The sequence below is a fragment of the Streptomyces iranensis genome, assembly GCF_017874715.1.
GTDB classification, from domain to species: Bacteria; Actinomycetota; Actinomycetes; order Streptomycetales; family Streptomycetaceae; genus Streptomyces; species Streptomyces iranensis.
Window position 1 is genome coordinate 237,829 of record NZ_JAGGLR010000001.1, and the last position, 26,718, is coordinate 264,546.

The window sequence follows — 26,718 nt, forward strand, 5'->3', positions numbered from 1 at the left end:
CTGCTGGTGGAGGAAAGTGGCGCCGGTCAGGCCCGTCTGCGGCCGATCCACCACACGCAGAGGGCGGCGAGCGCGACGGCCGCGACCAGGCAGATCCCGGCCTGCATCCACTGCATGGGCCAGTAGTGGCTCGCCGGGTGCACCTCCTCGTACCACCTGTCGGTGGCGCCGAGCCGGGCGAAGCAGCGGTCCCAGCCGTGCGCACCGACGGCGGACGAGCAGCGCTCCAGGGGGATCTTCTCCCCGGACCGGCTCAGATAGCCGTCGCCGATGCCACGCCACGCGTTGAAGAGGGGCCGAAGGGGGGTGGTCGCGTATTGGCCGGAGGCGTCGGGTTCGTCGACGATCGTCCGCGGTGTCAGCAGATGGGGGCGCAGGGCGTTCAGCCCGTACTGGACACCGGCGGTGGCCCCCAGGGTGACCGCCATGGCGGGCAGGGTGCGCCGCAGCAGCAGCCCGGCCGCCGCGCCGATGAGGAAGGACAGCGGGGCGAGGGCGACCGCCGCCGGGCCGGTCGCGTCGAACGGTACGGCGGTGCCCCAGGCGACGTCCTGGAACTGGATCCGGGCCACCCGCCACCACCAGGTGTAGAAGGCCACGAGGACCGAGGTGCCGGCCGTGACGGCGACGAGGGGGAGCGCGAGTTTGGCGATGAGCCAGCGGGTCCTGCCGACGGACTGGGTCCACACCATCTGGTGGGTGCCCGTCTCCAGCTCCCGGGCGAACAGCGGCGCGCCGACGAAGACGCCGATCAACACGGGCAACGCGATGAGCAGCCGTCCGGTGTGGAGCAGCGGTGTGCGGTAGGTGTCGGTGAGGTGGCGGAACACCTCGGCCGTCGGGTTGGCCCCCTTCTCGGAACTGATCTCCCTGCCGTGGCAGAGCGCCTTCCAGTTCCAGTCCGCGCAGCCCTGGACGTTGTGCGCCCGCGCATAGCCGATCATCTCGGCGCGCTGCCAGACGATGTACGCGGCGATCGCCACGACCACGGCCAGGCCCGCCCACAGGGCGGCCCGGTGCTGGCGCGCCACCAGCCACACCAGCCCTCGGGCGCGGAGCCGTGCGCCGGGTGCCCGGAGCCGGATACCGATCGAGCTCATGCCCCCACCTCCGTAACGGTCGCGCGCGCTTCGGCCGTGAACATCGGCGGAGCGTCGGGAGCGCGTAGATAGCCGAGCAGCACGTCCTCGAGGGAGGGCTCGGTGACGATCCAGCCGTCCCCGGCCGGGGCGCCCTCCGGGCGTATCAGCGCGGTGAGCTGACGGCCCGTCGTACGGGACTCGACCACGGTGTGGCGGGCGAGCGCGTCCGGTGTTCCGCCGCCGGTCGCGCTCGGGCCGGTGACCAGGCGGTGGGCGGCCTGGAGGGCATCCGTCCCGCCCGCCAGACGGATCCGGCCGCCGCCCATCAGCAGCAGGTAGTCGCAGACGCCGTCGAGTTCGGCGAGTACATGGGTGGAGATGACCACGCCGGTGCCGCGCTCGGCGGCCTCGGCCATCAGGGAGCCCATCATCCGGCGGCGGCGCAGTGGGTCCTGATCGGCCATCGGCTCGTCCAGGAGCAGCAGATCGGCGCGTTTGCCGAGGGCGAGGGCGAGGGCCACACAGGTGCGCTGGCCGCCGGAGAGCGAGCCGACCCGGGCGGACAGCGGCACATCGGCCTCCGCCACCACCCGTTCGGCGGCACTCTGGTCCCAGCGGGGGTTGAGCTCCCGGCCCAGGCGCAGGGTGTCGGCCACGGAGAAGCGCGGGTAGAGCGGCTTGTCCTGGGCGACGAAGGCGATGCGCTCGCGGGTGCCGGGGTCGGAGGCGGGCCGGCCGAAGACCCGCACGGTGCCGGTGGTCGGGGTCAGCAGTCCGGCGGCGAGGGACAGCAGGGTGCTCTTGCCGGAGCCGTTGGGGCCCACCAGGGCGCAGATCCGCCCGGCGGGCAGCCGGAAGGCGACGTCTCTGAGGGCCCAGCCGCGTCGGTACTTCTTGCCCAGCCCGGACGCCTCCAGCGCGCCGGTCGCGTCGATCTCGTCGGTCACCCGTTCTCCTTGTGTCCACGCTCGCCGGGGGCGGCGGTCTCGCCGAAACGCTCTTCGAGGACCGAGGCCACCAGCGCCGTCACGTCCTCGCGGTCGAGCCCGGCGGCGCGGGCCCGGTCGGTCCAGTCGGCGAGCTCCGCGCGCAGCGGTGAGTCCGCGGCGGCGCCGGGCCGGGCCAGCGACCGGCGGACGAAGGTGCCAAGACCCGGCCGGGGCTCGACCAGCCCTTCGCGCTCCAGCTCGCGGTACGCCTTCAGGACGGTGTTGGGGTTGATGGCGGTGGCCGCGACGACCTCCTTGGCCGTGGGCAGCCGGTCCCCGGGCTCCAGCAGTCCGAGGCGGAGCGCCTGCTTGGTCTGCTGGACGATCTGCAGATAGGTGGCGATGCCGCTGCGCCGGTCGATGCGGTATTCGACCATCCGCCCTCCACCACCCTTTCACTAATCTGTTAGTGGAATGATGGTGGAGTGAGCCCGAGGGAATGTCAACCGACCTGGTCAGTCGGCCTGGTCAGTCGGCCTGGTCAGCCGACCTGGTCAGCGGGCCTGGCCAGTCGGCCTGGTCAGCCGGTCCGAGAGAACGTCAGCCGAAAACGCCACGCGGCGCCTTCCCCCGGTCGGGAGGGGGAAGGCGCCGCGCGGCCGGTCCGTACGCCGTTGTACGGGCGGAGATCCGGGAAAGCCGGGAGACCGGGTCAGACCATGAGGGCCCGGTCGGTGGGGCGGATCGGGGCAGGCAGCTCGCTGGCCCCGGCCAGATGGCGGTCCACCCCGCGCGCCGCGGAGCGGCCCTCGGCGATGGCCCAGACGATCAGCGACTGGCCGCGGCCCGCGTCACCGGCCACGAAGACACCCGGCACATTGGTGGCGAAGTCGGCATCGCGCGCGATGTTGCCGCGCTCGTCCAGCTCCAGGCCGAACTGCTCGACCAGGCCGTTCTTCTGGTCGGTGCCGGTGAAGCCCATGGCGAGGGTGACCAGCTGGGCCGGGATCTTCCGCTCGGTGCCCGGCTTCTGCTCCAGCTTGCCGTCCTTGAACTCCACCTCGATCAGATGCAGCCACTGGACATTGCCGTCCTCGTCGCCCTCGAAGTGGGTGGTGGAGACGGAGTAGATCCGCTCGCCGCCCTCCTCGTGTGCCGAGGTGACCTTGTAGAGCATCGGGAAGGTGGGCCAGGGCTGGCCCGGGGCACGCTCCTCGCCCGGCTTGGCCATGATCTCCAGCTGGGTGACGGAGGCGGCGCCCTGCCGGTGGGCGGTGCCGACACAGTCCGCGCCGGTGTCACCGCCGCCGATGACCACGACGTGCTTGCCCTCGGCGGTGATGGGGGACGTGGTGAGATCGCCCTCCTGCACCTTGTTGGCGAGCGGCAGGTACTCCATCGCGAAGTGGATGCCGTTCAGCTCCCGGCCCGGGACCGGCAGGTCGCGCGAGGTGGTGGCGCCGGCCGCGATGACCACGGCGTCGTACCGCTTGCGCAGCTTGGCGGCGTCGATGTCGCGGCCGATCTCGGTCTCGGTGCGGAACTTGGTGCCCTCCGCGCGCATCTGCTCGATACGGCGGTTGATGTGCCGCTTCTCCATCTTGAACTCGGGGATGCCGTAGCGCAGCAGCCCGCCGATGCGGTCGGCCCGCTCGTAGACGGCGACCGTGTGACCGGCCCGGGTCAGCTGCTGGGCGGCGGCCAGGCCCGCCGGGCCCGAGCCGATGACGGCGACGGTCTTGCCGCTGAGCCGCTCGGGCGGCTGCGGGGTGACGTCACCGGAGTCCCACGCCTTGTCGATGATGGTGACCTCGACGTTCTTGATGGTCACCGCCGGCTGGTTGATGCCGAGCACACAGGCCGACTCACACGGGGCGGGGCACAGCCGCCCGGTGAACTCCGGGAAGTTGTTGGTCGCGTGCAGCCGCTCGCTGGCCTCGCGCCAGTCCTCCCGGTAGGCGTAGTCGTTCCACTCGGGGATGAGGTTTCCGAGCGGACAGCCGTTGTGGCAGAACGGGATGCCGCAGTCCATGCACCGGCCGGCCTGCTTGCTGATGATCGGCAGCAGCGAACCGGGGACGTAGACCTCGTTCCAGTCCTTGACGCGCGTCTCCACCGGACGGGTCTCGGCGACCTCGCGGTCAGTGCTCAGGAAGCCCTTGGGGTCAGCCATTGATCGCCGCCTCCATCATCTTCTCGTGGGTCTCGGACTCGGAGAGCCCGGCCCGCTCGGCGGCGTCCTTGGCGGCGAGCACGGCCTGGTACGTAGCGGGGATGATCTTGCTGAAGCGGGTGACGGCGGTCTCCCAGTCGTCGAGCAGCGCGCCCGCGACGGTGGAGCCGGTCTCCTCGTGGTGGCGGCGCACCGCGTCGTGCAGCCACCGCTGGTCGGTTTCGTCCAGCGCGCCGAGGGTGTCCCGCAGATCGACGTTGACATTGTCCGGGTCGAGGTCGATCACATAGGCGATACCGCCGGACATCCCGGCCGCGAAGTTACGGCCGGTGGGGCCGAGGACGACCGCGCGACCGCCGGTCATGTACTCACAGCCGTGGTCGCCCACGCCCTCGGAGACGACCGTGGCGCCGGAGTTGCGGACGCAGAACCGCTCGCCGACCCGGCCGCGCAGGAACATCTCACCGCCGGTCGCGCCGTACGCGAGGGTGTTGCCCGCGATCGTCGAGTACTCGGCGAGGTGGTCCGCGCCCCGGTCCGGGCGGACGATCACGCGGCCGCCGGACAGGCCCTTGCCGACGTAGTCGTTGGCGTCGCCCTCGAGCCGCAGGGTGACACCGCGGGGCAGGAACGCGCCGAAGGACTGACCGGCCGAGCCGGTGAAGGTGATGTCGATGGTGTCCTCGGGCAGGCCCGCGCCACCGAACGTACGGGTCACCTCATGGCCGAGCATGGTGCCGACGGTCCGGTTGATGTTGCGGATCGCGACCTGGGCCCGGACCGGCTCGGCGGCCTCGGCGCTCTCGGCGTTCAGCGCGTCGGCCGCCAGCTTGATCAGCTGGTTGTCGAGCGCCTTGGCCAGGCCGTGGTCCTGCTCGATGGCCTGGTGGCGGACGGCGCCCTCGGGCAGCTCGGGCACGTACAGCAGCGGGGCGAGGTCCAGTCCCTGCGCCTTCCAGTGCTGGACGGCGCGGGCGGTGTCCAGCAGCTCGGCGTGGCCGATGGCCTCGTCCAGGGAGCGGAAGCCCAGCTCGGCGAGGAGCTCGCGGACCTCCTCGGCGATGAACTGGAAGAAGTTCACCACGAACTCGGCCTTGCCGCTGTAGCGCTCGCGCAGCACCGGGTTCTGGGTGGCGATGCCGACCGGGCAGGTGTCCAGATGGCAGACGCGCATCATGACGCAGCCGGAGACCACCAGCGGCGCGGTGGCGAAGCCGTACTCCTCGGCGCCGAGCAGCGCGGCGATCACCACGTCGCGGCCGGTCTTCAGCTGGCCGTCGGTCTGCACCACGATGCGGTCGCGCAACCCGTTGAGCAGCAGCGTCTGCTGGGTCTCGGCGAGGCCGAGCTCCCAGGGGCCGCCCGCGTGCTTGAGCGAGGTGAGCGGCGAGGCGCCGGTGCCGCCGTCGTGGCCGGAGATCAGCACCACATCGGCGTGGGCCTTGGAGACGCCCGCGGCCACCGTGCCGACGCCGACCTCGGAGACCAGCTTGACGTGGATCCGGGCCCGCGGGTTGGCGTTCTTCAGGTCGTGGATCAGCTGGGCGAGATCCTCGATCGAGTAGATGTCGTGGTGCGGCGGCGGGGAGATCAGGCCGACGCCCGGGGTGGAGTGCCGGGTCTTGGCCACCCACGGGTAGACCTTGTGGCCGGGCAGCTGGCCGCCCTCGCCGGGCTTGGCGCCCTGGGCCATCTTGATCTGGATGTCATCGGAGTTGACCAGGTATTCGCTGGTCACGCCGAAGCGGCCGGAGGCCACCTGCTTGATCGAGGAGCGCCGGGCGGGGTCCTGCAGCCGGTCGGAGTCCTCGCCGCCCTCACCGGTGTTGGACTTTCCGCCCAGCTGGTTCATGGCGACGGCGAGGGTCTCGTGCGCCTCCTGGGAGATGGAGCCGTACGACATGGCGCCGGTGGAGAACCGCTTGACGATCTCGCTGACCGGCTCGACCTCCTCGATCGGGATCGAGGTGCGCTCGCCCTTGAAGGAGAACAGACCGCGCAGCGTCATCAACCGCTCGGACTGCTCGTTCACCCGCGCCGTGTACTTCTTGAAGATGTCGTAGCGGCGCGACCGGGTGGAGTGCTGGAGCCGGAAGACCGTCTCGGGGTCGAAGAGGTGCGGCTCGCCCTCGCGGCGCCACTGGTACTCGCCGCCGATCTCCAGCGTGCGGTGGGCGGAGGGGACGCCGGAGGCGGGGTACGCCTTGGCGTGGCGGGCGGCCACCTCCTTGGCGACGATGTCCAGGCCCGCGCCGCCGATCTTGGTGGCGGTGCCGTGGAAGTAGGTGTCCACGAAGGACTCGTCCAGGCCGACGGCCTCGAAGACCTGCGCGCCCCGGTAGGAGGCCACGGTCGAGATGCCCATCTTGGACATGACCTTCAGGACGCCCTTGCCGAGCGCCTTGATGAGGTTCTTGATCGCGGTCTCGGCCTCGACGCCGGGCAGGAAGGTGCCGGCCCGGACCAGGTCCTCGACCGACTCCATGGCCAGGTACGGGTTGACGGCCGCGGCTCCGTAGCCGATCAGCAGCGCGACATGGTGCACCTCGCGGACGTCGCCCGCCTCGACCAGCAGCCCCACCTGGGTGCGCTGCTTGGTGCCGATGAGGTGGTGGTGGACCGCGGAGGTGAGCAGCAGCGAGGGGATCGGGGCGTGCTCGGCGTCCGAGTGGCGGTCGGAGAGCACGATCAGCCGGGCGCCGTCCTCGATGGCGCGGTCGGCCTCGGCGCAGATCTCGTCCAGCCGGGCGGCGAGCGCCTGACCGCCGCCACCGACCCGGTACAGGCCCGAGAGGTTCGCCGCCTTGAGGCCCGGCATGTCCCCGTCGGCGTTGATGTGGATGAGCTTGGCCAGCTCATCGTTGTCGATCACCGGGAAGGACAGGGTGACACTGCGGCAGGAGGCCGAAGTCGGCTCCAGCAGATTGCCCTGCGGGCCCAGCGAGGAGATCAGCGAGGTGACCAGCTCCTCGCGGATCGCGTCCAGCGGCGGATTGGTGACCTGCGCGAACAGCTGGGTGAAGTAGTCGAACAGCAGCCGCGGCCGCTCGGAGAGGGCGGCGATCGGCGAGTCGGTGCCCATCGAGCCGATCGGCTCGGCGCCGGCCTTGGCCATCGGCGCGAGCAGGACGCGCAGCTCCTCCTCGGTGTAGCCGAAGGTCTGCTGGCGGCGGGTGACCGAGGCGTGGGTGTGCACGATGTGCTCGCGCTCGGGCAGGTCGGCCAGGCCGATCAGACCGGCCTCCAGCCACTCGCCGTACGGCTGCTCGGCGGCCAGCTCGGCCTTGATCTCGTCGTCCTCGATGATCCGGTGCTCGGCGGTGTCCACCAGGAACATCCGGCCCGGCTGGAGCCGGCCCTTGCGGACCACCTTGGCCGGGTCGATGTCCAGGACGCCGACCTCGGAGGAGAGCACGACCAGACCGTCGTCGGTGACCCAGTAGCGCCCGGGTCGCAGACCGTTGCGGTCCAGCACGGCGCCGACCTGGACGCCGTCGGTGAAGGTGACACAGGCCGGGCCGTCCCAGGGCTCCATCATCGTGGAGTGGTACTGGTAGAAGGCGCGCCGGGCCGGGTCCATGGAGGGGTGGTTCTCCCACGCCTCGGGGACCATCATCAGCACCGAGTGCGGCAGCGAGCGGCCGCCGAGGTGGAGCAGCTCCAGGACCTCGTCGAAGGTCGCCGAGTCGGAGGCGTCCGGGGTGCAGACGGGGAAGATCCGCTCCAGGCCCTTCTCCCCGAACAGGTCGCTGACCAGCTGGGACTCCCGGGCGCGCATCCAGTTGCGGTTGCCCTGGACGGTGTTGATCTCACCGTTGTGGGCGACGAAGCGGTACGGGTGGGCCAGCGGCCAGCTCGGGAAGGTGTTGGTGGAGAACCGGGAGTGGACCAGCGAGACGGCCGTGGCGAAACGGCGGTCGGAGAGGTCCGGGAAGAACGGCTCCAGCTGACCGGTGGTCAGCATGCCCTTGTAGACCAGGGTGCGCGCGGACAGCGAGGGGAAGTAGACCCCCGCCTCGCGCTCGGCGCGCTTGCGCAGCATGAACGCCTTGCGGTCCAGGGCCACGCCGGTGGTGGTGCCGTCGGCGACGAAGAGCTGACGGAAGGCGGGCATGGTGGCCCGCGCGCCGTTGCCCAGCAGCTCGGGGGCGACGGGCACCTCGCGCCAGCCGAGGACGGTCAGGCCCTCCTCGGCGGCGAGCCGCTCGATGTGCTCCGCGGCGGCCGCACCCTCGGTCTCACCCTCCGGGAGAAACGCGATGCCCACCGCGTAGGCACCGGCTTCGGGCAGCTCGAAGCCGGTCACACTGGCCCGCAGGAAGGCGTCCGGAACCTGGATGAGGATGCCCGCGCCATCGCCGGAGTCGGGCTCGGAACCGGTGGCGCCGCGGTGCTCGAGGTTCCTCAGCACGGTGAGAGCCTGCTCCACGAGCTCATGGCTGGCCTCACCGGTGAGGGTCGCCACGAAGCCGACGCCACAGGCGTCGTGCTCATTGCGTGGGTCGTACATCCCTTGGCGGGCAGGGTGGGATGCGGAACGCATCGGCTCTCCCGTCGTCGTCATGGCATTTTGCGTGTGCCGAGGGACGACGTTGGCCCTCCGCGAGAATTTCGTGCAGGTTACATGATGGGGCGAATCTCGGGAAGCGGAAATTCCGTTCCATCATGCGGACACCCCAGGGGTGGGGTGAGGTGAGGCAGTACGGGCATTGGGGATGGGGCGACCGGCGTCGCCATGGCGCGGATCGGGCGACACTGCCCAAGCGCTTCGGGCTTATGCCCGCCCGTAAAAGGATCGAAACCGAGGAGTAACGGCGTGATTATGCGGCTCGCCGTATGACTGTCATCCTACGGCCGTTCCGAAGAAAGCGCCCAGGGCATAGGTCACACCCGCCGCCGCGCCACCCAGCGCCAGCTGCCGCAGCCCGCTGTACCACCAGCTCCGGGCGGTCACCCGCGCCACCACCGCACCGCACCCGAAGAGCCCGATCAGCGCCAGCACCAGGGCCGGCCACAGCGCCGCGGCGCCCAGCAGATACGGCAGCACCGGCAGCAGCGCGCCCAGCGCGAAGGAGCCGAACGAGGACACCGCCGCGACCAGCGGCGACGGCAGATCGTCCGGGTCCACGCCCAGCTCCTCGCGGGCGTGTATCTCCAGCGCCTGCTCGGGGTCGCGGGAAAGCTGCTCGGCCACCTCACGGGCCAGGGCCGGCTCCACCCCACGGGACTCGTAGAGCGCCGCCAGCTCCTCCAGCTCGTCCACCGGGTGCTTGCGCAGCTCGCGCCGCTCGACCTCCAGCTCGGCCTGGACCAGATCGCGCTGGGAGGCGACGGAGGTGTACTCACCGGCGGCCATCGAGAAGGCACCGGCGGCGAGACCCGCGAGACCGGTGATCACGATCGTCTGCCGGTCCACCGCGCCACCGGCCACACCGGTCATCAGCGCGAGGTTGGAGACCAGGCCGTCCATGGCGCCGAAGACGGCGGGGCGCAGCCAGCCGCCGTTCACATCACGGTGGGTGTGGTTGTCGCGGTGGGCGATGTGCGGTGACTCGGCGCTGTCAATGACGGACATATGAAGATGTGCTCCCTTCGAGAAGGGTGTGGCGATGCGGCCCTCACCCCAACGGTTCGAAGGTACGCACGAATTCCCCCGCTCCGCCAGCAAGGAAGGCCGAACTTACCTCGCTGACCTGCGCAAACGCAGAAGGGCCGCCGAATCCCGAGGGATCCGGCGGCCCGATGGGCGCATATCGGCGCGCGTCAGGGGTTCTTGGTGGGCTCCGCCTCGGCGACCACCGCACCGGCCTCGTCCGCGCCGTCGCTCTCGGCCGGAGTGCCGCCGCTCTTGGCCGGGGCGTCGCCGCTCTTGGCCGCGCTCCCGGCCGGGGCGTCGCCGCTCGTCCCGGTGGCCGGGGCAGCGCCGTCCTCGATCGCCGCCGGTTCCACGACCTCCTCGCGGCCCGGGGACCGCTTCGCGGAGATCACCAGGTAGGCCACCGCGGCCAGGAAGACCACGACGGACGTCCAGTTGTTGAGCCGCAGCCCCAGCACATGGTGGGCGTCGTCCACCCGGAGGTACTCGATCCAGAAGCGGCCCACGGTGTACGCCGCGACGTAGAGGGCAAACGCCCGGCCATGCCCCAGTTTGAAGCGGCGGTCCGCCCAGATCACCAGCAGCGCCACACCGACGCACCACAGCGACTCGTACAGGAAGGTCGGGTGGTACGTGCCGGCCACCCGGCCCGCGTCGGCGTCGCCGTCGATCTTCAGCGCCCAGGGCAGCGTGGTGGCCTTGCCGTACAGCTCCTGGTTGAACCAGTTGCCCCAGCGCCCGATGGCCTGGGCGAAGGCGATTCCGGGGGCGATGGCGTCCGCGTACGCCGGGAGCGGGATCCCCCGGCGGCGGCAGCCGATCCAGGCGCCGAGCGCGCCCAGCGCGATGGCCCCCCAGATCCCCAGGCCGCCCTGCCAGATCTTGAAGGCGTCCACCCAGTCACGGCCGTCGGTGAAGTACAGCTCGTAGTCGGTGATGACGTGGTAGAGGCGGCCGCCGACCAGGCCGAATGGCACCGCCCAGACGGCGATGTCGGCGACCGTGCCGACCCGGCCGCCACGGGCGACCCAGCGCCGCCCGCCGTACCAGACCGCGACGAAGACGCCGATGATGATGCAGAACGCATAGCCGCGCAGCGGGACCGGACCGAGATAGATCACGCCGGACGACGGGCTGGGAATGTAAGCGAGGAGGTCCATGACAGGACCGACGCTACCGTGCCGGGCGGGAGATGCGGCAACCCACCCGGCAACGGCTGCGTAACAAGGATCAGTCGCGGGCCGCCGCGAGGACCATGCGCTCGAGCTTGTTGGGGCTCAGCGGCTTCTTGGGGTCGCCGTAGATCGACTTCCCGGCCAGCAGCACGGTCGGCGTGGAGGCGTAGCCGGAGTGGGCGAAGACGTCGTTGGACTTGCGCACCCAGGCGTCGTGCCTGCCGTCCTCGACGCAACGCCGGAAGGCGGGCGTGACCAGCCCCGGGACCTGGTCCGCGAGCTTGATCAGCCTGCCGTTGTCGGCGTAGGTGTCCCGGGTCTCCTGGGGCTGATGGCGGTAGAGCACATCGTGGTACGCGCGGAACTTCGCGGGGTCCTTGTCCTGGGCGCAGGCCGCCGCGTTCGCGGCGCGGACCGAACCGGTGCCGCCGAGGTTTCCGTCGATGATCGTCACCAGGTGGTACTCGACCCTCATCCGGCCGGTGTCCTGCAGTTCGTGGACGGTCTTGCGGAAGACGTCCTCGAACTGCTTGCACCCCGGGCAGCGGAAGTCCTCGTAGACCGTCAGGGTCACCGGGCCCGACTTCCCCGCCTTCCCCTCCTGCCCGGCCTTCTCCGACTTCCCCGAGGGGATCACCAGACGTCCCTTGCCGACGGCTCCGCGCGGCGGCACCAGGGCGCTGCCCGACTTCCCCGAGTCGTCGTCGGTCCTGGACGCGACGATGCCCACGCCCACCGCCGCGCCGAGGACGGCCACCACCGCCCCCAGGACGCCCAGCGTCCGCTTACGCTTCACACGCGCCCGGTCCCGCTCGCGCTGTTCCCGCAGGCGCTCTCGGGCGCCGCGCTTTCCCTCACGGTTTCTCTGGCTCACGCCCTCGCCTAACGAGGCGGAGGAGCACCGCTGAGCTCCTCCGCCCCGTTGTTCCCTCGAACGAGCGACCCTCTAACGGGCGGTGCGGACGCCCTCCGCCAGCTCACCCGCGAGCTCGCGCAGCCCCGCCAGACCGGCCTCGGTGTCACCCTCGGCGTCCAGCAGCCGCTTGACGAAGGCCGAGCCCACGATGACCCCGTCGGCGAACGCCGCGACCTCCGCCGCCTGCGTGGCATTGGAGACGCCGAGGCCCACGCACACCGGGAGCGAGGTGGTGGAGCGGGTGCGCTCCACCAGAGCGCGCGCCTCCTGGCCCACCGATTCCCTCGTTCCGGTGACGCCCATCAGGGACGCCGCGTAGACGAAACCGCTGCCCGCCGCCGTGATCTTCGCCAGCCGCTCATCACGGCTGCTGGGCGCGACCACGAACACGGTCGCCAGACCGTGCTGCTCGGCGGCCTTCCGCCAGATCTCCGACTCCTCGACCGGCAGATCGGGCAGGATGCAGCCCGCGCCGCCCGCCTCGGCGAGATCGGCGGCGAACCGCTCCACGCCGTACCGGTCCACAGGGTTCCAGTACGTCATGCACAGGATCGGGGCGCCGGTGCGGGCGTGCGCCTCCCCCACCGTGCGGATCACATCGCGGATCCGGACCCCGTTGCGCAGCGCGATGTCGTCCGCGGTCTGGATCACCGGCCCGTCGAGCACCGGATCGCTGTGCGGCAGCCCGACCTCGACGATGTCGCAGCCGCCCTCGATCATGGCGGTCATCGCGTCCACCGCGCCGTCGATGGTGGGGAAACCGGCGGGCAGATAGCCGACGAGCGCGGCGCGCCCCTCGTCCTTGGCGCCCGCCAGGACGGACCCCAGCAGATCCAGGTTCCCGGCCATCACTTCGCCCCCTCGTCGCCCTGCTGGTCGTAGAGCCCGAAGTACTGGGCCGCCGTGTCCATGTCCTTGTCGCCGCGCCCGGAGAGATTGACCAGCACCAGGCCGTCGCTCCCCAGCTCCCGGCCGAGGTCCAGGGCGCCCGCGAGCGCGTGGGCGCTCTCGATCGCCGGGATGATGCCCTCGGTCTCCGAGAGCAGCCGCAGCGCCCGCATGGCCTCGTCGTCGGTGACCGCCCGGTACTCGGCGCGGCCGATGTCCTTCAGATACGCGTGCTCGGGGCCGACGCCGGGGTAGTCGAGACCGGCCGAGATCGAGTACGGCTCGGTGATCTGGCCGTCCTCGTCCTGGAGGACATAGGACCGGGAGCCGTGCAGGATCCCGGGCTCGCCCTGGCTCAGCGTGGCCGCGTGCTCTCCGGTGGCCACACCGTGCCCGGCGGGCTCGAAGCCGACGATCCGCACGCTCTCGTCCGACAGGAAGGCGTGGAACAGCCCGATCGCGTTGGATCCGCCGCCCACGCAGGCCGCGACCGCGTCCGGCAGCCGCCCGGTCCGCTCCAGGATCTGCCGCCGCGCCTCCACGCCGATCACCCGGTGGAAGTCGCGCACCAGCGCCGGGAAGGGGTGGGGCCCGGCCACGGTGCCGAAGAGGTAGTGGGTGCGGTCGACATTGGCGACCCAGTCCCGGAACGCCTCGTTGATGGCGTCCTTGAGGGTGCGGCTGCCGGACTTCACGGCGATGACCTCGGCGCCCAGCATCCGCATCCGCGCCACGTTGAGCGCCTGCCGCTGGGTGTCGATCTCGCCCATGTAGATGGTGCACTCGAGCCCGAACAGCGCGCACGCGGTGGCCGTGGCCACCCCGTGCTGGCCGGCGCCGGTCTCGGCGATGACGCGGGACTTGCCCATCCGCCGGGTGAGCAGGGCCTGCCCCAGCACGTTGTTGATCTTGTGGGAGCCGGTGTGGTTGAGGTCCTCCCGCTTGAGGAAGACCCGGGCACCCCCGGCGTGCTCGGCGAACCGCTCCACCTCGGTCAGCGCGCTGGGCCGGCCGGTGTAGTTGACCAGCAGATCCTCGAGCTCGGCCGCGAAGGCGGGGTCCGCCTTGGCCTTCTCGTACTCGGCGGCGACCTCGTCGACCGCGGCGACGAGCGCCTCGGGGATGAACTTGCCGCCGAAGGCACCGAAATACCCCTCGGCGCTGGGCACCTGGCCCTCCGGGTCAGGGATGAAGAAATCAGAGGACATGCGACGTACTCCTCGATCGGGGCAGCGCCCCGCGACAGGTGGGATGGCTGGGAAGCATGCGGCGTGCGCTCAGCGCACTGCCGCCCGGCGCCATCGCCGCCCGTTGATCTGCCCCGGCTCGCATCCGATGTGGTAGCGCACGCGCCGCCCCCGCACCCGCCTCGCGGGCGCGCGGCAGCCCCGGGGCCGACAGCCCCGTGCCAGGCGCGCGTACGTCTCCATGGTCCGCCGATCCCGCCCCGTCGTCAGTCCCGGCCGTGGCGCAGCGCCGGATGGGCGCCCGCCGCCACCAGATCGGCCACCGCGGCCTTGGGGTCGCGCCCGGTCACCAGGGACTCACCGACCAGCACCGCGTCCGCGCCGTCGTTGGCGTAGGCGATCAGGTCGTGCGGGCCGCGCACCCCGGACTCCGCGATCTTGACGATGTGGTCCGGGATCTCCGGTGCGATCCGGGTGAAGTTCGAGCGGTCCACCTGGAGGGTCTTGAGGTCACGCGCGTTGACGCCGATCACCCGGGCCCCGGCGTCAACCGCTCGGGCGGTCTCCTCCTCGTCGTGCACCTCGACCACGGGCGTCAGCCCGATCGACTCGGCCCGCTCGATGAGCGAGACCAGCGCCTGCTGCTCCAGCGCGGCGACGATCAGCAGGATGACGTCGGCGCCGTGCGCCCGCGCCTCCCACAGCTGGTACGAGGTGACGATGAAGTCCTTACGGAGCACCGGAATGTCGACCTTCGCCCTTACGGCTTCCAGGTCGGCCAGCGATCCGCCGAACCGCCGCTGCTCGGTCAGCACGCTGATCACGGCCGCGCCGCCCGCCTCGTAGTCCGCGGCGAGCCCGGCGGGGTCGGCGATCGCGGCGAGCGCGCCCTTGGAGGGGCTGGACCGCTTGACCTCGCAGATCACCTTGACGCTGTCGCCCTTGAGCGCCGCGACACCGTCCTTCGCCGGCTGGGCCTTGGCCGCCCGCTCCTTGAGCTCGTCGAGGGCGACGCGCGCCTGCCGCTCCGCGAGGTCGGCACGGACTCCGTCGATGATCTCGTCGAGCACACTCACCGAGCGGCCCCCTTCCGTGACGGGGATGAAGCTTCTGATCTGTACCGGGTGGGGCGGTCCACCGCTTCACCTGGCACTGCGATGGTAGCCGCCGGTAGGCCGAGGTCTCGCATCCGGTTGACGCGGACGCCCGCCACATGCACATACACAACAACGGTCACGGCGTCAGTAGTCCCCCGAACGGGAAATTCCGGACGATTGTGAAGACCAGGGCCACCACGCCGAGCGCCCCCGCGTGCCACAGCCGCGGCGCCGGGAAGCGTCCGCGTACGCACCACACCGCCCAGCAGACGGCGAAAACCGCGTAACAGCCGACGGCGAGGGCGTTGTCACGCAGCGCGGCCGTCAGATCGCCATGGGCCAGGGCATGGGCGCCGCGCAGCCCGCCGCAGCCGGGGCAGTACAGCCCGGTGAGCCGCAGCAGCGGGCAGACGGGGTAGTGGCCCGGCTCCCGGGGGTCCACGGCGCCGACGTAGCCGAAGGCGGCGAGAACGCCCGCGAGCACACCCAACGGGGCGGCCAGACGCCGCGCCAGGGGGACGAGGGCGGTCGGCGGTGGTTCGGTCACACCGCCGAGTCTGCCCGGGGAGCCACGAAGGCGCAGCTCAGGGCCGATGCACCGGCCTCCGTACGGCTCAGTGCCGCATGCGGTGGAGGCGGGCGCGGCCCCGGGCCGCGCCGGGGCTCAACTCTGGGTCTGCGCCTGCGCCTGCGACTGCGCCTGCGTCGCGGGCCGCGGCTGCGGCGGGTGCTGAGCCTTGGGCATGCCCAGCCCGGCCGCGCGCATCGCCGCGCCGACGACGCCGCCGAGGGCGATGATCACCATGCCTGCCCAGAAGCCGAGCGGGTTGGCCGCCACGGTGAACGCGCCGGCGACGCAGAAGCCGATGAAGGCGATGGTGACACCGGTCCAGGCGGCCGGGGTGTGTCCGTGGTCGTGACCCGCCATGAATTCTCCTCGTATCTGTACGCGCCTGGTCCGGGCGCTCGGGGGCGAACGCTCCCACGCCATTGTCCCCGATGCGCGAAACGCCCTTGAGCGGGGGTGGGACCTTACGGTGCGAGACGGGAGGGCGGGCGCGAGGACGTCGCCCTGAAGGGGCGGGTCTACGGGGGCGTCCGGCGAACCACGCGACGGAGCCGCAAGCCGATGCTTTCCCCTCCCCGCCCCTTCCCGTCACCCGGGGCTCCGCCCCTGGACCCCGGGGCCTGGGGCGGAGGCCCGGTACGGGGTCTGAGGTGGAGCCCCGATCCGGGGTCTGGGGCGGAACCCCGGTCCGAGGCCCCGGTGCGGGGCCTGGGGCGGAACCCCGGTGCGGGGCCTGGGGCGGAACCCCGATACAGGGCCTGAGGCGGAGCCCCGGTACGGGGCCTGGGGCGGAGCCCCGGTACGGGGCCTGGGGCGAAGCCCCGGTACGGGGCCTGGGGCGAAGCCCCGGTACGGGGCCTGAGGCGAAGCCCCGATCCGAAGCCTGGGGCGGAACCCCGATCCGAGGCCTGAAGCGTAGCCCGGTACGGGATCTGGGGCGGAACCCCGATCCGGGGCCTGGGGCGAAGCCCGGTACAGGGCCTGGGGCGGAACCCCGATACAGGGCCTGAGGCGGAGCCCCGGTGCGGGGCCTGGGGCGGAACCCCGATACAGGGCCTGAGGCGGAGCCCCGGTACGGGGCCTGAAGCGGAGCCCGGTACGGGATCTGGGGCGGAACCCCGATCCGGGGCCTGGGGCGAAGCCCGGTACGGGATCTGAGGCGGAGCCCCGGTACGGGGCCTGGGGCGAAGCCCCGGTGCGGGGCCTGAGGCGGAGCCCGGATACGGGGTCTGGGGCGGAGCCCCGGTACGGGGCCTGGGGCGGAGCCCCGGTACGGGGTCTGGGGCGGAGCCCCGGTACGGGGTCTGGGGCGGAGCCGGTACGGGGGCGGAGCCCCGGTACAGGGCCTGGGGCGAAGCCCCGGTACGGGGTCTGGGGCGGAGCCCCAGTACAGGGCCTGGGGCGAAGCCCCAGTTCGGGGTCTGGGGCGGAGCCCCGGTTGAGGGGAGGGGCGGGGAGGGGAACAGTCCGCCGCAGGCGTCGAGGCCCGTCGGACACCCCTTAGGCGCCGCGCTCGGCCTCCTGCCGCGCCGGGGCCTCCGTCGGGTCCTCGCCACGGTCCAGGGCCTTCCACAGCTCCTCGGGGCGGTCCGGGTCGGAGGCGGCGGCGCCGCGCCGGGTGCGGCTCCGGGCCGGGGTGCCCGCGGTGCCCGCGCGCTCGTACCGGCCGGACATGGCGGGCCAGTGACGGCCGTAGCCCAGGGCGAGCACGCCCGCGAGCAGCAGGAGCACCCCGCCCGCCGCGGCGACCCACGGCCAGGGGGTGTAAGCAACGTCATGGATCGGGCTGTGGGTCAGCCCGCTCACCTTGGACGCCTTCTCCTCCAGCGCCGCCTTGTCGGACGCGCCGAGGGCGGAGCTGATCACGATGCCCGCGCCGCAGAGGGCCAGCAGCGCCGCGACGACGGCACGGCCGAGGCGGCGCACGGCGAAGACCGCGACCAGCGCGGCCAGGCCGACGACCGCCAGCGCACCGGGAAGTCCGGTGATGTCATCGCCGTTGGCGCTCTGCGAGAGGGATCCCTGGGCGACGGAGGCGGTGCCCTCGGCCCATTTGCGGCTGGTGGCCAGCAGGACGAGGGCGGCGCCGAGCGCACCGGCGAGCAGGGCGATGGCAAGGCTGCTTCGGCGGCCGCGCGCGGCGGGGGCGGAGGGCTCGTGCTCGGCCCTGGGCTGGGGTACGGCTGCTGCAGTCACGCCTACCACTATCCCCCACCCGGGTACGGGATCGTTCCCGGGTGGGGGATATGGGACCTACCGGGAGCCACCGGCCACCGGGAACCACCGCCCTGGGGAGCCACCGGCCGCCGCGGACTACCGCTCCGGGCGAGCGGACTACCGCTCCAGGCGGCCCGCCGCGTGCACCGCCCGCAGCACCGCCGCCGCCTTGTTGCGGCACTCCGAGTCCTCGGCCACCGGATCGGAGTCGGCGACGATCCCGGCGCCCGCCTGGACATACGCCGTGCCCTCGCGCAGCAGCGCGGTGCGGATGGCGATCGCGGTGTCGGAGTCGCCCGCGAAGTCGAGATAGCCGACACAGCCGCCGTACAGCCCGCGGCGGCTCGGCTCCAGCTCCTCGATGATCTGAAGCGCCCGCGGCTTGGGGGCGCCGGAGAGGGTGCCCGCGGGGAAGCAGGCGGTGAGCACGTCGAAGGCCGTACGGCCCTCGGCGAGGCTGCCGGTGACGGTCGAGACGATGTGCATGACATGGCTGTAGCGCTCGATCGACATGAAGTCGACGACCTCCACGCTGCCCGGCTCGCAGACCCGCCCGAGGTCATTGCGCCCGAGGTCGACGAGCATCAGGTGCTCGGCCCGCTCCTTGGGGTCGGCGAGCAGCTCCTCGGCGAGCGCGGCGTCCTCCTGCGGGGTGGCCCCCCGGTGACGGGTGCCGGCAATGGGGTGCAGCATCGCCCGGCCGTCCTCGACCTTGACCAGCGCCTCCGGGCTCGAGCCCACCACATCGAAGCCCTCGAACCGGAAGAGGTACATATAGGGGCTCGGGTTGGTGGCCCGCAGCACCCGGTAGACATCGAGGGCGCTGGCCGAGCACGGCGTCTCGAACCGCTGCGAGGGGACGACCTGGAACGCCTCGCCCGCGCGGATGCGCTCCTTGATGTCGTCCACCGCCTCCATGAAGTCCTCGCCGCCCCATAGCGCGGTGTACTCCGGCAGCTCGGACTCGGGCAGCGCGGCGGGGTCGGTCGCCACGGGGCGGACCAGGTCAGCGGCCATCGCGTCGAGCCGGGCCACGGCGTCCGCGTACGCCTCGTCCACACCCGTGTCGAGGTCGTTGTGGTTGATCGCGTTGGCGATCAGCAGCACGGTGCCGTCCCAGTGGTCCAGCACCGCGAGGTCCGAGGTGAGCAGCATGGTCAGCTCGGGCAGTCGCAGATCGTCCCGGCCGTGCTCACCGACCTTCTCCAGGCGGCGGACGATGTCGTAGCCGAGGTAGCCGACCATGCCGCCGGTGAACGGCGGCAGCTGGACCAGCCCGCCGAGATCCCGGGGGGTGTGCAGGGTCTCGACGGTGGCCCGCAGCGCCTGGAGGGGATCGCCGTCGGTGGGGACGCCGACCGGCGGGGTGCCCAGCCAGTGGGTGCGGCCGTCGCGCTCGGTGAGGGTGGCGGCACTGCGGACGCCGATGAAGGAGTAGCGGGACCAGGAGCGGCCGTTCTCGGCGGATTCGAGGAGGAAGGTGCCGGGGCGCTCGGCGGCCAGCTTGCGGTAGAGGCCCACGGGGGTGTCGCCGTCCGCGAGCAGCTTGCGGCTGACGGGGATGACGCGGCGGTCGGCCGCCAGCTTGCGGAAGGTCTCGAGATCCATCGTGACAGCGTCCTGGGTCTGGGGCTGGGGAGCCCGGCGGGGCACGGGGCTGGGACTGGAAGGCTGGGCGGGGCGGTGGCCGGTCTACTGGCCGGTCTGCGGGCCGGTCTGCGGGCCGAGCGGAAGCTCGTCGGCGTCGAAGCAGGTGCGGTCGCCGGTGTGGCAGGCGCCGCCGACCTGGTCGACCTTGACGAGCACGGTGTCGGCGTCGCAGTCGAGCGCGACGGACTTGACCAGCTGGACATGGCCGGAGGTGTCGCCCTTGACCCAGTACTCCTGGCGGCTGCGGCTCCAGTAGGTGCAGCGGCCGGTGGTGAGGGTGCGGTGCAGCGCCTCGTCGTCCATCCAGCCGAGCATCAGCACCTCACCGGTGTCGTACTGCTGGGCGATGGCGGGCAGCAGGCCGTCGGCGCCGCGCTTGAGGCGGGCGGCGAGGGCCGGGTCGAGGGCGGAGGGGCGGTCGGAGCCGGTCATGCGACCATTCTGCACGTCCGGAGGGGGGTCCCCGCGAATGATCTCCACCGGACCGGAGGCCGGACCGGAGGCCGGGCTGGGAAACCGGCCGGTAGGCCGGGCCCGATGGACGGATTGTCAGTGGAATGGGGCATGCTTCGGGCATGACGTTTCCGCCGCCGTCGAACGAGCCCAACCGGCCTGGAAACGGCGGGGGGTTCGGTCCACCGCCGCAGCCGCAGCAGCAACCACAGCCACAGCCCGCGCAGCCGCAGCCGCAGCAAGGCTTCGGGCCACCGCCCCCGGCGGACCAGCCCGGTCCGCCCGCCCAGCCGAGCGGCGGTTTCGGTCCGCCCGCCCCACCGGCTCTGCTGCCCGGCGGCCCGCCCCCGGGCGCGCTGCCGCCAGGGTCCATACCCCCGGGCGCGCTGCCGCCCCCTCCCCCGCCGCCCGGCCCCGGCGGCTCCAGGACCACGGCGATCGTCATCGCGGCGGTGGTGGCCGTGGCGGTGGTCGTCGGCGCGATCGTCATCGGGACGAAGGACGACGGCGGCAAGGAGACGTCGGCCGACGTCGGCCCATCCGCCTCGGCCTCGGACCGCCCCCTCTCCTCGCCCTCGGACGCCGAGTCGTCCGCCGCCCCGTCGGGCTCGGAGGACCCCGGCGAGGGCGCGCCGCTGGGCGGCGGAAGCGAGGCCCCCGACGGGGATCCGGCCGCCTCGGAGTCGGCGGCCCCGGACGCGTCGGAGTCGGGCGCGCCCGGTGACAAGGTGCCGTATGTGGTGCTCGACCCCGGCAAGTGCTTCGACCACCCGGCGATGGACAGCAGCGTCACCAAGGTCGAGAAGCGGTCCTGCCACGGCCCGCACGACGGCGAGGTGATCGCCAACGAGACGCTGAGCGGCGACTTCTCCACCGAGAAGGCGATTCAGACCAAGGCGCTCGCACTGTGCGCGACGGATGCCAAGAAGCGGCTCAAGAGCGTCCCCAACGACGGCCGGATGTATTACTACTACGCGCTGTACCCCGCGCTGGGCACGTACTCCATCCAGGGCGAGGACCAGGTCTCCTGCGCGCTCACGCTGAGCGCCGGGCGCGACGGCAAGAAGCTGAGCAAGCCCCTGCCGGGGTAGGGAGTGTCCGGCGGTACGCGTACGCCTGCGGCGGGCTGCTCCCCTCCCCGCCCCTTCCGCCCACCTGACAATCTGCGGCTCCGCCGCGTGAGGGGCTCCGCCCCAGACCCCGGGCGGGGCTCCGCCCCGCACCATGGACCGGGCTCCGCCTCAGACCCAGGGACCAGGGGCTCCGCGCATACCCCGGACCGGGGTTCCGCCCGGGACCGGGCTCCATCCCAGACCCGGGGCCCAGGGGCGGTGCCCCTGCCACGCGGCGGAGCCGCACACCCCGTACGCCCCGCCGGGGCGCGGCGGCGCTCCTCATGGCAGCGGGCGGGCCCCGGTCGTAGGGTGGACGCATGTCCACTCACGCGAAGCGCGAACGCCTGCTCCTCGCCGACCTCTTGGACGGCGCGGGCCCCGGGGCCCCGACGCTGTGCGAGGGCTGGACCACCCGCGATCTGGCGGCCCATCTGGTGGTCCGCGAGCGCCGCCCCGACGCGGCCGCCGGGGTGCTGGTCAAGCCGCTGGCGGCGCGGCTGGCCCGGGTGCAGGAGGAGTTCGCGGCGCGGCCGTACGAAGAGCTGCTCCAGCTGTTCCGCACCGGTCCGCCGCGGATGTCGCCGTTCGCGCTGAAGCAGGTGGACGAGGCGGCCAACAGCTTCGAGTTCTACGTCCATGCCGAGGATGTGCGCCGCGCCCGGCCGGACTGGACACCGCGCGAGCTGGACCCGGTCTTCGCCGACACGCTGTGGTCCCGCATCGAGCGCGGCGCCCGGATCTTCGGCCGCCGCTCCCCCGTCGGCCTGGTGCTGCGCCGCCCGGACGGCCGTACGGCGGTGGCCCGCCGCGGCACCCCGGTCGTCACGGTCACCGGCGAACCGGGCGAGCTGGCGCTCTTCCTCACCGGCCGCCAGGATTCCGCCCGGGTCGAGCTGGAGGGCGACAAGGAGGCCGTGGCCGCGGCGCACGAGGCCGAGCTGGGCATCTGAGCCGCCCGCCGAACGCGACGCGCCCCCGCCCGCGCGGGGCGGACGGGGACGACACGAGGAAATCCCCTAACAGGTCTCGCGAACGTAGCCGTCCTCGCCCGCGGGCGAGACGTCCTCGTCCCGCCGGACGACGCTGAGCCGGTCGCCCCAGCCCTCGCACGCCTTGGCGAAGCCCTCGTCGCCGTACTCGACCGCCACCACATGGTCGTCGTACGCCTTGGCGAACTCACCGCACTCGTCGTACTCGCCGCACTCCTCGACCACCGCGAAGTCCAGCCCGGCCGCCTCCCGGTCGGGGAGGAGCTTCGCGGTGTTCTTCTGCGCGATGGCCAGCCCCTGGGCGTGGGCGTGTTCCGACAGCAGGGCCATGAACGCCTTGGCGTGAGCGGTGGTCAACAGCTTCTTGGAGCGTTCGTAGCTGTCGTAGTTGTCGGGCTCGACGGCGTCGAACCCCTTGTCGGCGCAGCCGTCGATCCACCCGTTGACCTTGTCCGCCACCCGCTCGCGCTTCTCGGCGGTACGGAGGTCGAGCAGCGGTTCCTTCCACTTGATGTCGATGACGAGATCGCCGTTGCGGTCGCGCAGCAGCAGGTCGTCCGGCCACTGGTCGCGCTCGCCCGGCTGGACCTGGAAGGCGTTGACGTAGCAGATGTTGTACAGCCCGTTCGCCGGGGAGTCCCCGCGGTCGCGGCTGACGATGTCGACACCCTTCGGCGGGGTGTACGCCCCGCCAATCTGGTAGTCGAAGCCACCGTGGACGGGCGGCAGCGCCACTTCGGACGCGCTGGCTCCCGAGGACATGGACACGGTCGCGACGGCGGCCGCAGCGGCGGCGGCCGTCACCACCGACGCGAGGGCCCAGCGGCGACGAAGGCGTGCGGCATGGCTGGCTGGCATGAAAGCTCCAACACTCGCGGGTAGCGTCCCCGCCTCGGATGGCATCCGCCGTCCTGGCGACTGTGTCCGGGCTCGGGACCGGCACCGGGTCCCTACCGGCTGGGCGCACCTCTTGCGCGGCACGGGGCAAGTACACCGTGCGGCTGCTGCGATCAAAGCGGGCCCCGGCAACGGCGTCAAGTCGGCCGTCCCCCTCGGCCGGATGGCATCACGTCAGCCGTCCCCCTGGACCGGATGGCCTCAGGTCAGCCGTCGCCCCTGGACCGGATGGCCTCAAGTCAGCGGCCCCCGGGACCAGATCCGCTGGAGCGGCCGGTAGTCGATCACCATGACGCCCTCCTCCGCCAGCACTTCGCGGGCCCGAGCCGACGTCAGGAACGCGTGGTCGCCGTGGCGCACCCGCCATCCGCCGCCGGGCTCGGCGGCCCGCGACCGGGCGTCGTCAAGACCGGGGTGGACCGCCCACTCGCTGAGCCCGGACGGAAGAGCGCGCAGCAGCTCGGCGTAGCGGGCCGCCTTACCGTCGATGTCGAGGGCGAAGCTGTCCAGGAAGTCATGGTCGGTGACCGGCAGCCCCCGCCCGCGCGCCGTCCGGCGGCCGCCGTCGAGCCAGACCCGTACCGCCAGTCCGTACTCCCCCGCCAGCGCCACGGTCAGTTCGAAGACGTCCTCGCGGCCGCCGTCGGCCAGGCAGTGCCAGTCCAGGTGAGTCGGCGTCAGTCCCGTGTCGGCCACGACCTCGATCTGGGCCCGGAACTCCCGCTCGATCTCCTCGGGGCGCGCCCGCGCGAACAGCTCCTCCCGCCGGTCGGCGGTGAAGAGCTCGCCCCGCTCGTCGAGCAGAGACGCCACCTTCCCCTTCGCGCTCAGCGGTCCCCACCGGAGGTGATCCGCGTCGCGGACGAGCGTGAGGTGAATGCCGAACGGGACGCCCGGTCGCGCGCGCAGCATCCGCAGGGCCTGCGACGCCCCCGGGCACGGCACCATCAGACTGCAGGAGCTCGCGATCCCCTCCTCGATCGCGTCGATGACGGCGACGTTGACCGACTCGTGCATGCCGAGGTCGTCGCAGTTGACGATGAGCACCCGCGCATCGGGCGGGAACCCCAGCAGCTGACTCGACGTGACTCCGTCCATGCCCTCAGTGTGAGCCGCCGTCAGCGATCGCCCCACCGGTTTTCCGCCCACCCCTCCTGGACGGGCCCGCCCCCTTCTGGACGGCCCCCTTCCTGGACGGCCCGCCTCTACTGGGCACTCGCCACCGGGCGCACCACGATCTCGTTGACGTCGACCTCCCGCGGCTGTCCGATGGCGTACGCGATGGCGTCGGCGATCGCGGAGGCGGGGATGGCCACCGAACGGTAGGTCTTCATGGCCTCACGGGCGCTCGGGTCGGAGATGGACTCGGCGAGTTCGGACTCGGTCACGCCCGGGGAGACCAGGCTGACCCGGATGTCACCGGCCGACTCCTGGCGCAGCCCCTCCGAGATGGCGCGCACGGCGAACTTGGTGGCGCAGTACACCGCGGCGGTGGGCGATACCTCGTACGCGCCGACCGAGGCGATGTTCACGACGTGCCCGCCGCCCTGCTCCCGCATCACCGGCAGGGCCGCGGCGATGCCGTACAGCACACCGCGCACATTCACATCGAGCATCCGGTCCCATTCGTCGACCTTCAGCGCCTCGAGCGGTGAAAGGGGCATCACCCCGGCGTTGTTGACCATCACGTCCACCCGCCCGAACCGCTCCCGGGCGGCCGCCACGAAGGCCCGCATGTCATCGGCCGCGGTGACATCCAGCCTCTGGTACGCCGCGCTGCCGCCCTCGGCGGTGATCTCCCCGGCCAGCTCCCCCAGCCGCTCGGTCCGCCGCGCCCCCAGATAGACCCGGTGCCCGTCGGCGGCGAGCCGACGCGCGGTCGCCGCGCCGATCCCGCTGCTGGCCCCGGTGATGAGCACGACCTTGCCGGTCCCGGTCATGTCGTTCTTGGCGTTCATGGCGGTATCCCTTTCCGTCCCTGTGCGGCTCTGTGCCGACCCCACCGAGTCTGCGCAGGTCAGAGCCCCCGTACCAGGACGCACTTCTCCTGGGTGCGACACTCCCAGTCAGCACGGCACGATGGGCGGGGGCCAGTTCCGCCACCGCTGGGACACGAAGGGGAGCGCACAGACAATGGGCCGACAGCACACCTACCGCGCAACCGTCCGGTGGACCGGTAACACCGGTTCGGGGACGACTGGTTACCGGGACTACGGGCGGTCGCACGACATCTTCGGCGAGGGGAAGCCGACCCTGCGGGGCAGTGCCGATCCCGCGTTCCTGGGGGATCCGGAGTGCTGGAATCCGGAGGAGTTCCTGCTGGCCTCGCTCTCGCAGTGCCACATGCTGACCTACCTGTCCGTTTGCGCCCGGGACGGGGTGACGGTCACGGCGTACGAGGACGTCGCCGCCGGGGTCATGGAGGAGACGGCCGGGCACAGCGGGCGCTTCACCGAGGTGGTGCTCAATCCGGTGGTCACCGTCGCGGACGAGGCGATGCTGGAGCGGGCGCGTTCGGCGCACAAGGACGCCCATCAGGCGTGCTTCATCGCGAACTCGGTCAACTTCCCCGTCCGCCATCAGCCGGCCGTCCGGGTCGGCTGAGCTCAGGCCGCGGTCAGGGTGGGGTAGTCCGTGTAGCCGGTCTCGCCGCCCACGTACATCAGATAGGCGTCCCGGATGGGGTTGAGCGGGGCGCCGGTGCGCAGGCGCGTCACCAGGTCGGGGTTGGCCAGGAAGGTGCGGCCGAGGGCGATCAGGTCGGCGCCTTCGGCCAGCAGCGCCCCGGCCCGGCGCATACCGCCGTCGGCGGGGACGCCGTCGCCGGACAGTGACGGGTTGGCGATCAGCGTGGCCGGCCAGGAGGCGCGGAGCTCCCGGAAGAGCGGCTGGTCCGGCCGGGCGCGGACGATGTGCAGATAGGCGAGGCCGGTGTCCGCGAGCTCCCTGATGAGCGCGGGGTAGAGGGCCTCGGTGTCGCCCTCCTCGATGCCGTTGACGGTGGATCCGGGCGAGACGCGCAGGCCCACCCGCTCGGGGCCGATCGCGTCGGCGACGGCGTGGACCACCTCGGCCACGAACCGGACGCGCCCGGCCACCGAACCGCCGTAGGCGTCGGTGCGGCGATTGGTGCCCTGGGCCAGGAACTGGTGGAGGAGGTAGCCGTTGGCGGCGTGCACCTCCACTCCGGCGAAGCCCGCGCCCCGGGCGTTACGCGCGGCGGCGGCGAAGTCGGCGACGGTGGAACGGATCTCCTCGACCGTCATCTCGCGCGGTACGACGGCCTGCTGATGGCCGTTCGGGGTGAAGATCGTCTCCGGGAGCGGGACCGGCGAGGGCGCCACCGGCATCAGCCCGCTGGTGTCCGGGTGGCCGACCCGGCCGCCGTGCTGAAGCTGGAGGAACATCCGGCCGCCCGCCGTGTGCACCGCGTCGGTCACCCGCCGCCATCCGGCCACCTGCGCCGCGTTGTGGATCGCGGCGATATCGGGGTAGGTCTGGCCCACCGCGCTGGGCGTGGCGGCCTCGGCGACGATCAGCCCGGCCGTGGCGCGCTGGGCGTAGTAGGTGGCCATGATCGGCAGGGGCACGCCGTCGGCGGCGGCGCGGTTACGGGTCATCGGTGCCATGACCAGGCGGTTGGGGAGGTCGAGAGGGCCGAGTCGGGCGGGTTCGAAGAGGCTGGGTATCTCGGGTGTGTGCGTCATGCGGGTACGGTAAAACTTGCCATTGATGTCAGATTCAAGCTGATGTCGGCTTCAACCCCGGACCGGCGGGCGAGGTGAG

24 protein-coding genes are annotated in these 26,718 nt (G+C 72.1%); 3 read left to right on the forward strand and 21 right to left on the reverse strand.

Annotated features, from left to right (window positions below; genetic code table 11):
• Positions 1-26 precede the first annotated feature (26 nt).
• The 17 genes from J2Z30_RS01070 to hisI form a co-directional block, all read right to left on the reverse strand.
• The gene (locus J2Z30_RS01070; RefSeq protein WP_044577053.1) at positions 27-1,100 is read right to left on the reverse strand and encodes an ABC-2 membrane transporter-related protein; all 1,074 of its coding nucleotides are present in this window, start codon (positions 1,098-1,100) and stop codon (positions 27-29) included.
• The gene (locus J2Z30_RS01075) at positions 1,097-2,029 is read right to left on the reverse strand and encodes an ABC transporter ATP-binding protein (RefSeq protein WP_044577050.1); all 933 of its coding nucleotides are present in this window, start codon (positions 2,027-2,029) and stop codon (positions 1,097-1,099) included. The genes J2Z30_RS01070 and J2Z30_RS01075 overlap by 4 nt, the downstream gene beginning before the upstream one ends.
• A complete protein-coding gene (locus J2Z30_RS01080) occupies positions 2,026-2,448 on the reverse strand; it encodes a GntR family transcriptional regulator (protein WP_044577047.1) in 423 nt (140 codons plus the stop codon). The genes J2Z30_RS01075 and J2Z30_RS01080 overlap by 4 nt, the downstream gene beginning before the upstream one ends.
• Positions 2,449-2,723: 275 nt before the next feature.
• Positions 2,724-4,184: a glutamate synthase subunit beta gene (locus J2Z30_RS01085; protein ID WP_044577045.1), complete on the reverse strand. Its 1,461-nt coding sequence runs from the start codon at positions 4,182-4,184 to the stop codon at positions 2,724-2,726.
• A complete protein-coding gene (gltB, locus tag J2Z30_RS01090; protein WP_078956961.1) occupies positions 4,177-8,727 on the reverse strand; it encodes a glutamate synthase large subunit in 4,551 nt (1,516 codons plus the stop codon). The genes J2Z30_RS01085 and gltB overlap by 8 nt, the downstream gene beginning before the upstream one ends.
• 300 nt (positions 8,728-9,027) lie before the next feature.
• Positions 9,028-9,759 (reverse strand): VIT1/CCC1 transporter family protein, encoded by a 732-nt coding sequence (locus J2Z30_RS01095; protein WP_044577041.1) that lies wholly within the window; start codon positions 9,757-9,759, stop codon positions 9,028-9,030.
• Positions 9,760-9,947: 188 nt separating this feature from the next.
• A complete protein-coding gene (lgt, locus tag J2Z30_RS01100) occupies positions 9,948-10,940 on the reverse strand; it encodes a prolipoprotein diacylglyceryl transferase (protein WP_044577038.1) in 993 nt (330 codons plus the stop codon).
• 70 nt (positions 10,941-11,010) lie between these two features.
• Positions 11,011-11,829, reverse strand: a complete 819-nt coding sequence (locus tag J2Z30_RS01105; protein WP_044577034.1) for a DsbA family protein — start codon at positions 11,827-11,829, stop codon at positions 11,011-11,013.
• Positions 11,830-11,901: 72 nt separating this feature from the next.
• Positions 11,902-12,720, reverse strand: coding sequence for a tryptophan synthase subunit alpha (gene trpA / locus J2Z30_RS01110; protein ID WP_044577031.1), 819 nt, complete (start codon positions 12,718-12,720; stop codon positions 11,902-11,904).
• Positions 12,720-13,967 carry a tryptophan synthase subunit beta gene (gene trpB / locus J2Z30_RS01115; RefSeq protein WP_044577028.1) on the reverse strand — a complete coding sequence of 416 codons (1,248 nt, stop codon included), beginning with the start codon at positions 13,965-13,967 and terminating at the stop codon, positions 12,720-12,722. Before trpB ends, trpA begins: the two co-directional genes overlap by 1 nt.
• A gap of 69 nt (positions 13,968-14,036) precedes the next feature.
• Entirely contained in the window at positions 14,037-14,189 is a 153-nt protein-coding gene (trpM, locus tag J2Z30_RS51605; protein WP_372453215.1) for a tryptophan biosynthesis modulator TrpM, read from the reverse strand.
• A gap of 23 nt (positions 14,190-14,212) precedes the next feature.
• The gene (gene trpC, locus J2Z30_RS01120) at positions 14,213-15,022 is read right to left on the reverse strand and encodes an indole-3-glycerol phosphate synthase TrpC (protein WP_044577025.1); all 810 of its coding nucleotides are present in this window, start codon (positions 15,020-15,022) and stop codon (positions 14,213-14,215) included.
• Between the two features lie 157 nt (positions 15,023-15,179).
• Positions 15,180-15,590, reverse strand: coding sequence for a DUF2752 domain-containing protein (locus J2Z30_RS01125; RefSeq protein WP_044577022.1), 411 nt, complete (start codon positions 15,588-15,590; stop codon positions 15,180-15,182).
• A 117-nt stretch (positions 15,591-15,707) separates the two neighbouring features.
• The gene (locus J2Z30_RS01130) at positions 15,708-15,971 is read right to left on the reverse strand and encodes an HGxxPAAW family protein (protein ID WP_044577019.1); all 264 of its coding nucleotides are present in this window, start codon (positions 15,969-15,971) and stop codon (positions 15,708-15,710) included.
• A 1,140-nt stretch (positions 15,972-17,111) separates the two neighbouring features.
• A complete protein-coding gene (locus J2Z30_RS01135) occupies positions 17,112-17,807 on the reverse strand; it encodes a TIGR02234 family membrane protein (protein ID WP_044577016.1) in 696 nt (231 codons plus the stop codon).
• Between the two features lie 138 nt (positions 17,808-17,945).
• Positions 17,946-19,481: an anthranilate synthase component I gene (locus J2Z30_RS01140; protein WP_308279610.1), complete on the reverse strand. Its 1,536-nt coding sequence runs from the start codon at positions 19,479-19,481 to the stop codon at positions 17,946-17,948.
• Positions 19,482-19,520: 39 nt separating this feature from the next.
• The gene (gene hisI, locus J2Z30_RS01145; protein ID WP_044577009.1) at positions 19,521-19,910 is read right to left on the reverse strand and encodes a phosphoribosyl-AMP cyclohydrolase; all 390 of its coding nucleotides are present in this window, start codon (positions 19,908-19,910) and stop codon (positions 19,521-19,523) included.
• 143 nt (positions 19,911-20,053) lie between these two features.
• On the opposite strand from hisI, the gene J2Z30_RS01150 reads away from it, so the two are divergent.
• Both J2Z30_RS01150 and J2Z30_RS01155 read left to right on the forward strand, forming a co-directional pair.
• Positions 20,054-21,022 (forward strand): hypothetical protein, encoded by a 969-nt coding sequence (locus J2Z30_RS01150; protein ID WP_245387424.1) that lies wholly within the window; start codon positions 20,054-20,056, stop codon positions 21,020-21,022.
• A 341-nt stretch (positions 21,023-21,363) separates the two neighbouring features.
• Positions 21,364-21,996 carry a TIGR03085 family metal-binding protein gene (locus tag J2Z30_RS01155; protein WP_044577006.1) on the forward strand — a complete coding sequence of 211 codons (633 nt, stop codon included), beginning with the start codon at positions 21,364-21,366 and terminating at the stop codon, positions 21,994-21,996.
• Positions 21,997-22,062: 66 nt separating this feature from the next.
• Here the strand turns inward: J2Z30_RS01155 and J2Z30_RS01160 are convergent, their stop codons facing one another.
• The 3 genes from J2Z30_RS01160 to J2Z30_RS01170 form a co-directional block, all read right to left on the reverse strand.
• Positions 22,063-22,893, reverse strand: coding sequence for an endo alpha-1,4 polygalactosaminidase (locus J2Z30_RS01160; protein ID WP_044577003.1), 831 nt, complete (start codon positions 22,891-22,893; stop codon positions 22,063-22,065).
• 273 nt (positions 22,894-23,166) lie between these two features.
• Positions 23,167-24,030, reverse strand: a complete 864-nt coding sequence (locus J2Z30_RS01165; protein ID WP_044577001.1) for a polysaccharide deacetylase family protein — start codon at positions 24,028-24,030, stop codon at positions 23,167-23,169.
• A gap of 107 nt (positions 24,031-24,137) precedes the next feature.
• Positions 24,138-24,872 (reverse strand): SDR family oxidoreductase, encoded by a 735-nt coding sequence (locus J2Z30_RS01170; protein ID WP_044582081.1) that lies wholly within the window; start codon positions 24,870-24,872, stop codon positions 24,138-24,140.
• A gap of 193 nt (positions 24,873-25,065) precedes the next feature.
• Here J2Z30_RS01170 and J2Z30_RS01175 point away from each other — a divergent pair, with 193 nt between their 5' ends.
• Positions 25,066-25,536 (forward strand): OsmC family protein, encoded by a 471-nt coding sequence (locus J2Z30_RS01175; RefSeq protein ID WP_044576998.1) that lies wholly within the window; start codon positions 25,066-25,068, stop codon positions 25,534-25,536.
• Positions 25,537-25,538: 2 nt separating this feature from the next.
• Here the strand turns inward: J2Z30_RS01175 and J2Z30_RS01180 are convergent, their stop codons facing one another.
• Positions 25,539-26,639 (reverse strand): alkene reductase, encoded by a 1,101-nt coding sequence (locus tag J2Z30_RS01180; protein WP_044576995.1) that lies wholly within the window; start codon positions 26,637-26,639, stop codon positions 25,539-25,541.
• Positions 26,640-26,718: the final 79 nt, after the last annotated feature.

Coding starts and splice junctions, on each gene's coding strand:
- trpB (WP_044577028.1), bottom strand. CDS start 13,967: ATGTCCTCTGATTTCTTCATCCCTGACCCGGAGGGCCAGGTGCCCAGC.
- J2Z30_RS01175 (WP_044576998.1), top strand. CDS start 25,066: ATGGGCCGACAGCACACCTACCGCGCAACCGTCCGGTGGACCGGTAAC.
- J2Z30_RS01080 (WP_044577047.1), bottom strand. CDS start 2,448: ATGGTCGAATACCGCATCGACCGGCGCAGCGGCATCGCCACCTATCTG.
- J2Z30_RS01130 (WP_044577019.1), bottom strand. CDS start 15,971: ATGGCGGGTCACGACCACGGACACACCCCGGCCGCCTGGACCGGTGTC.
- J2Z30_RS01180 (WP_044576995.1), bottom strand. CDS start 26,639: ATGACGCACACACCCGAGATACCCAGCCTCTTCGAACCCGCCCGACTC.
- hisI (WP_044577009.1), bottom strand. CDS start 19,910: ATGACCGGCTCCGACCGCCCCTCCGCCCTCGACCCGGCCCTCGCCGCC.
- J2Z30_RS01150 (WP_245387424.1), top strand. CDS start 20,054: ATGACGTTTCCGCCGCCGTCGAACGAGCCCAACCGGCCTGGAAACGGC.
- J2Z30_RS01170 (WP_044582081.1), bottom strand. CDS start 24,872: ATGACCGGGACCGGCAAGGTCGTGCTCATCACCGGGGCCAGCAGCGGG.
- J2Z30_RS01095 (WP_044577041.1), bottom strand. CDS start 9,759: ATGTCCGTCATTGACAGCGCCGAGTCACCGCACATCGCCCACCGCGAC.
- J2Z30_RS01155 (WP_044577006.1), top strand. CDS start 21,364: ATGTCCACTCACGCGAAGCGCGAACGCCTGCTCCTCGCCGACCTCTTG.
- J2Z30_RS01070 (WP_044577053.1), bottom strand. CDS start 1,100: ATGAGCTCGATCGGTATCCGGCTCCGGGCACCCGGCGCACGGCTCCGC.
- trpM (WP_372453215.1), bottom strand. CDS start 14,189: ATGGAGACGTACGCGCGCCTGGCACGGGGCTGTCGGCCCCGGGGCTGC.
- J2Z30_RS01085 (WP_044577045.1), bottom strand. CDS start 4,184: ATGGCTGACCCCAAGGGCTTCCTGAGCACTGACCGCGAGGTCGCCGAG.
- J2Z30_RS01160 (WP_044577003.1), bottom strand. CDS start 22,893: ATGCCAGCCAGCCATGCCGCACGCCTTCGTCGCCGCTGGGCCCTCGCG.
- J2Z30_RS01165 (WP_044577001.1), bottom strand. CDS start 24,030: ATGGACGGAGTCACGTCGAGTCAGCTGCTGGGGTTCCCGCCCGATGCG.
- trpA (WP_044577031.1), bottom strand. CDS start 12,720: ATGGCCGGGAACCTGGATCTGCTGGGGTCCGTCCTGGCGGGCGCCAAG.
- lgt (WP_044577038.1), bottom strand. CDS start 10,940: ATGGACCTCCTCGCTTACATTCCCAGCCCGTCGTCCGGCGTGATCTAT.
- gltB (WP_078956961.1), bottom strand. CDS start 8,727: ATGCGTTCCGCATCCCACCCTGCCCGCCAAGGGATGTACGACCCACGC.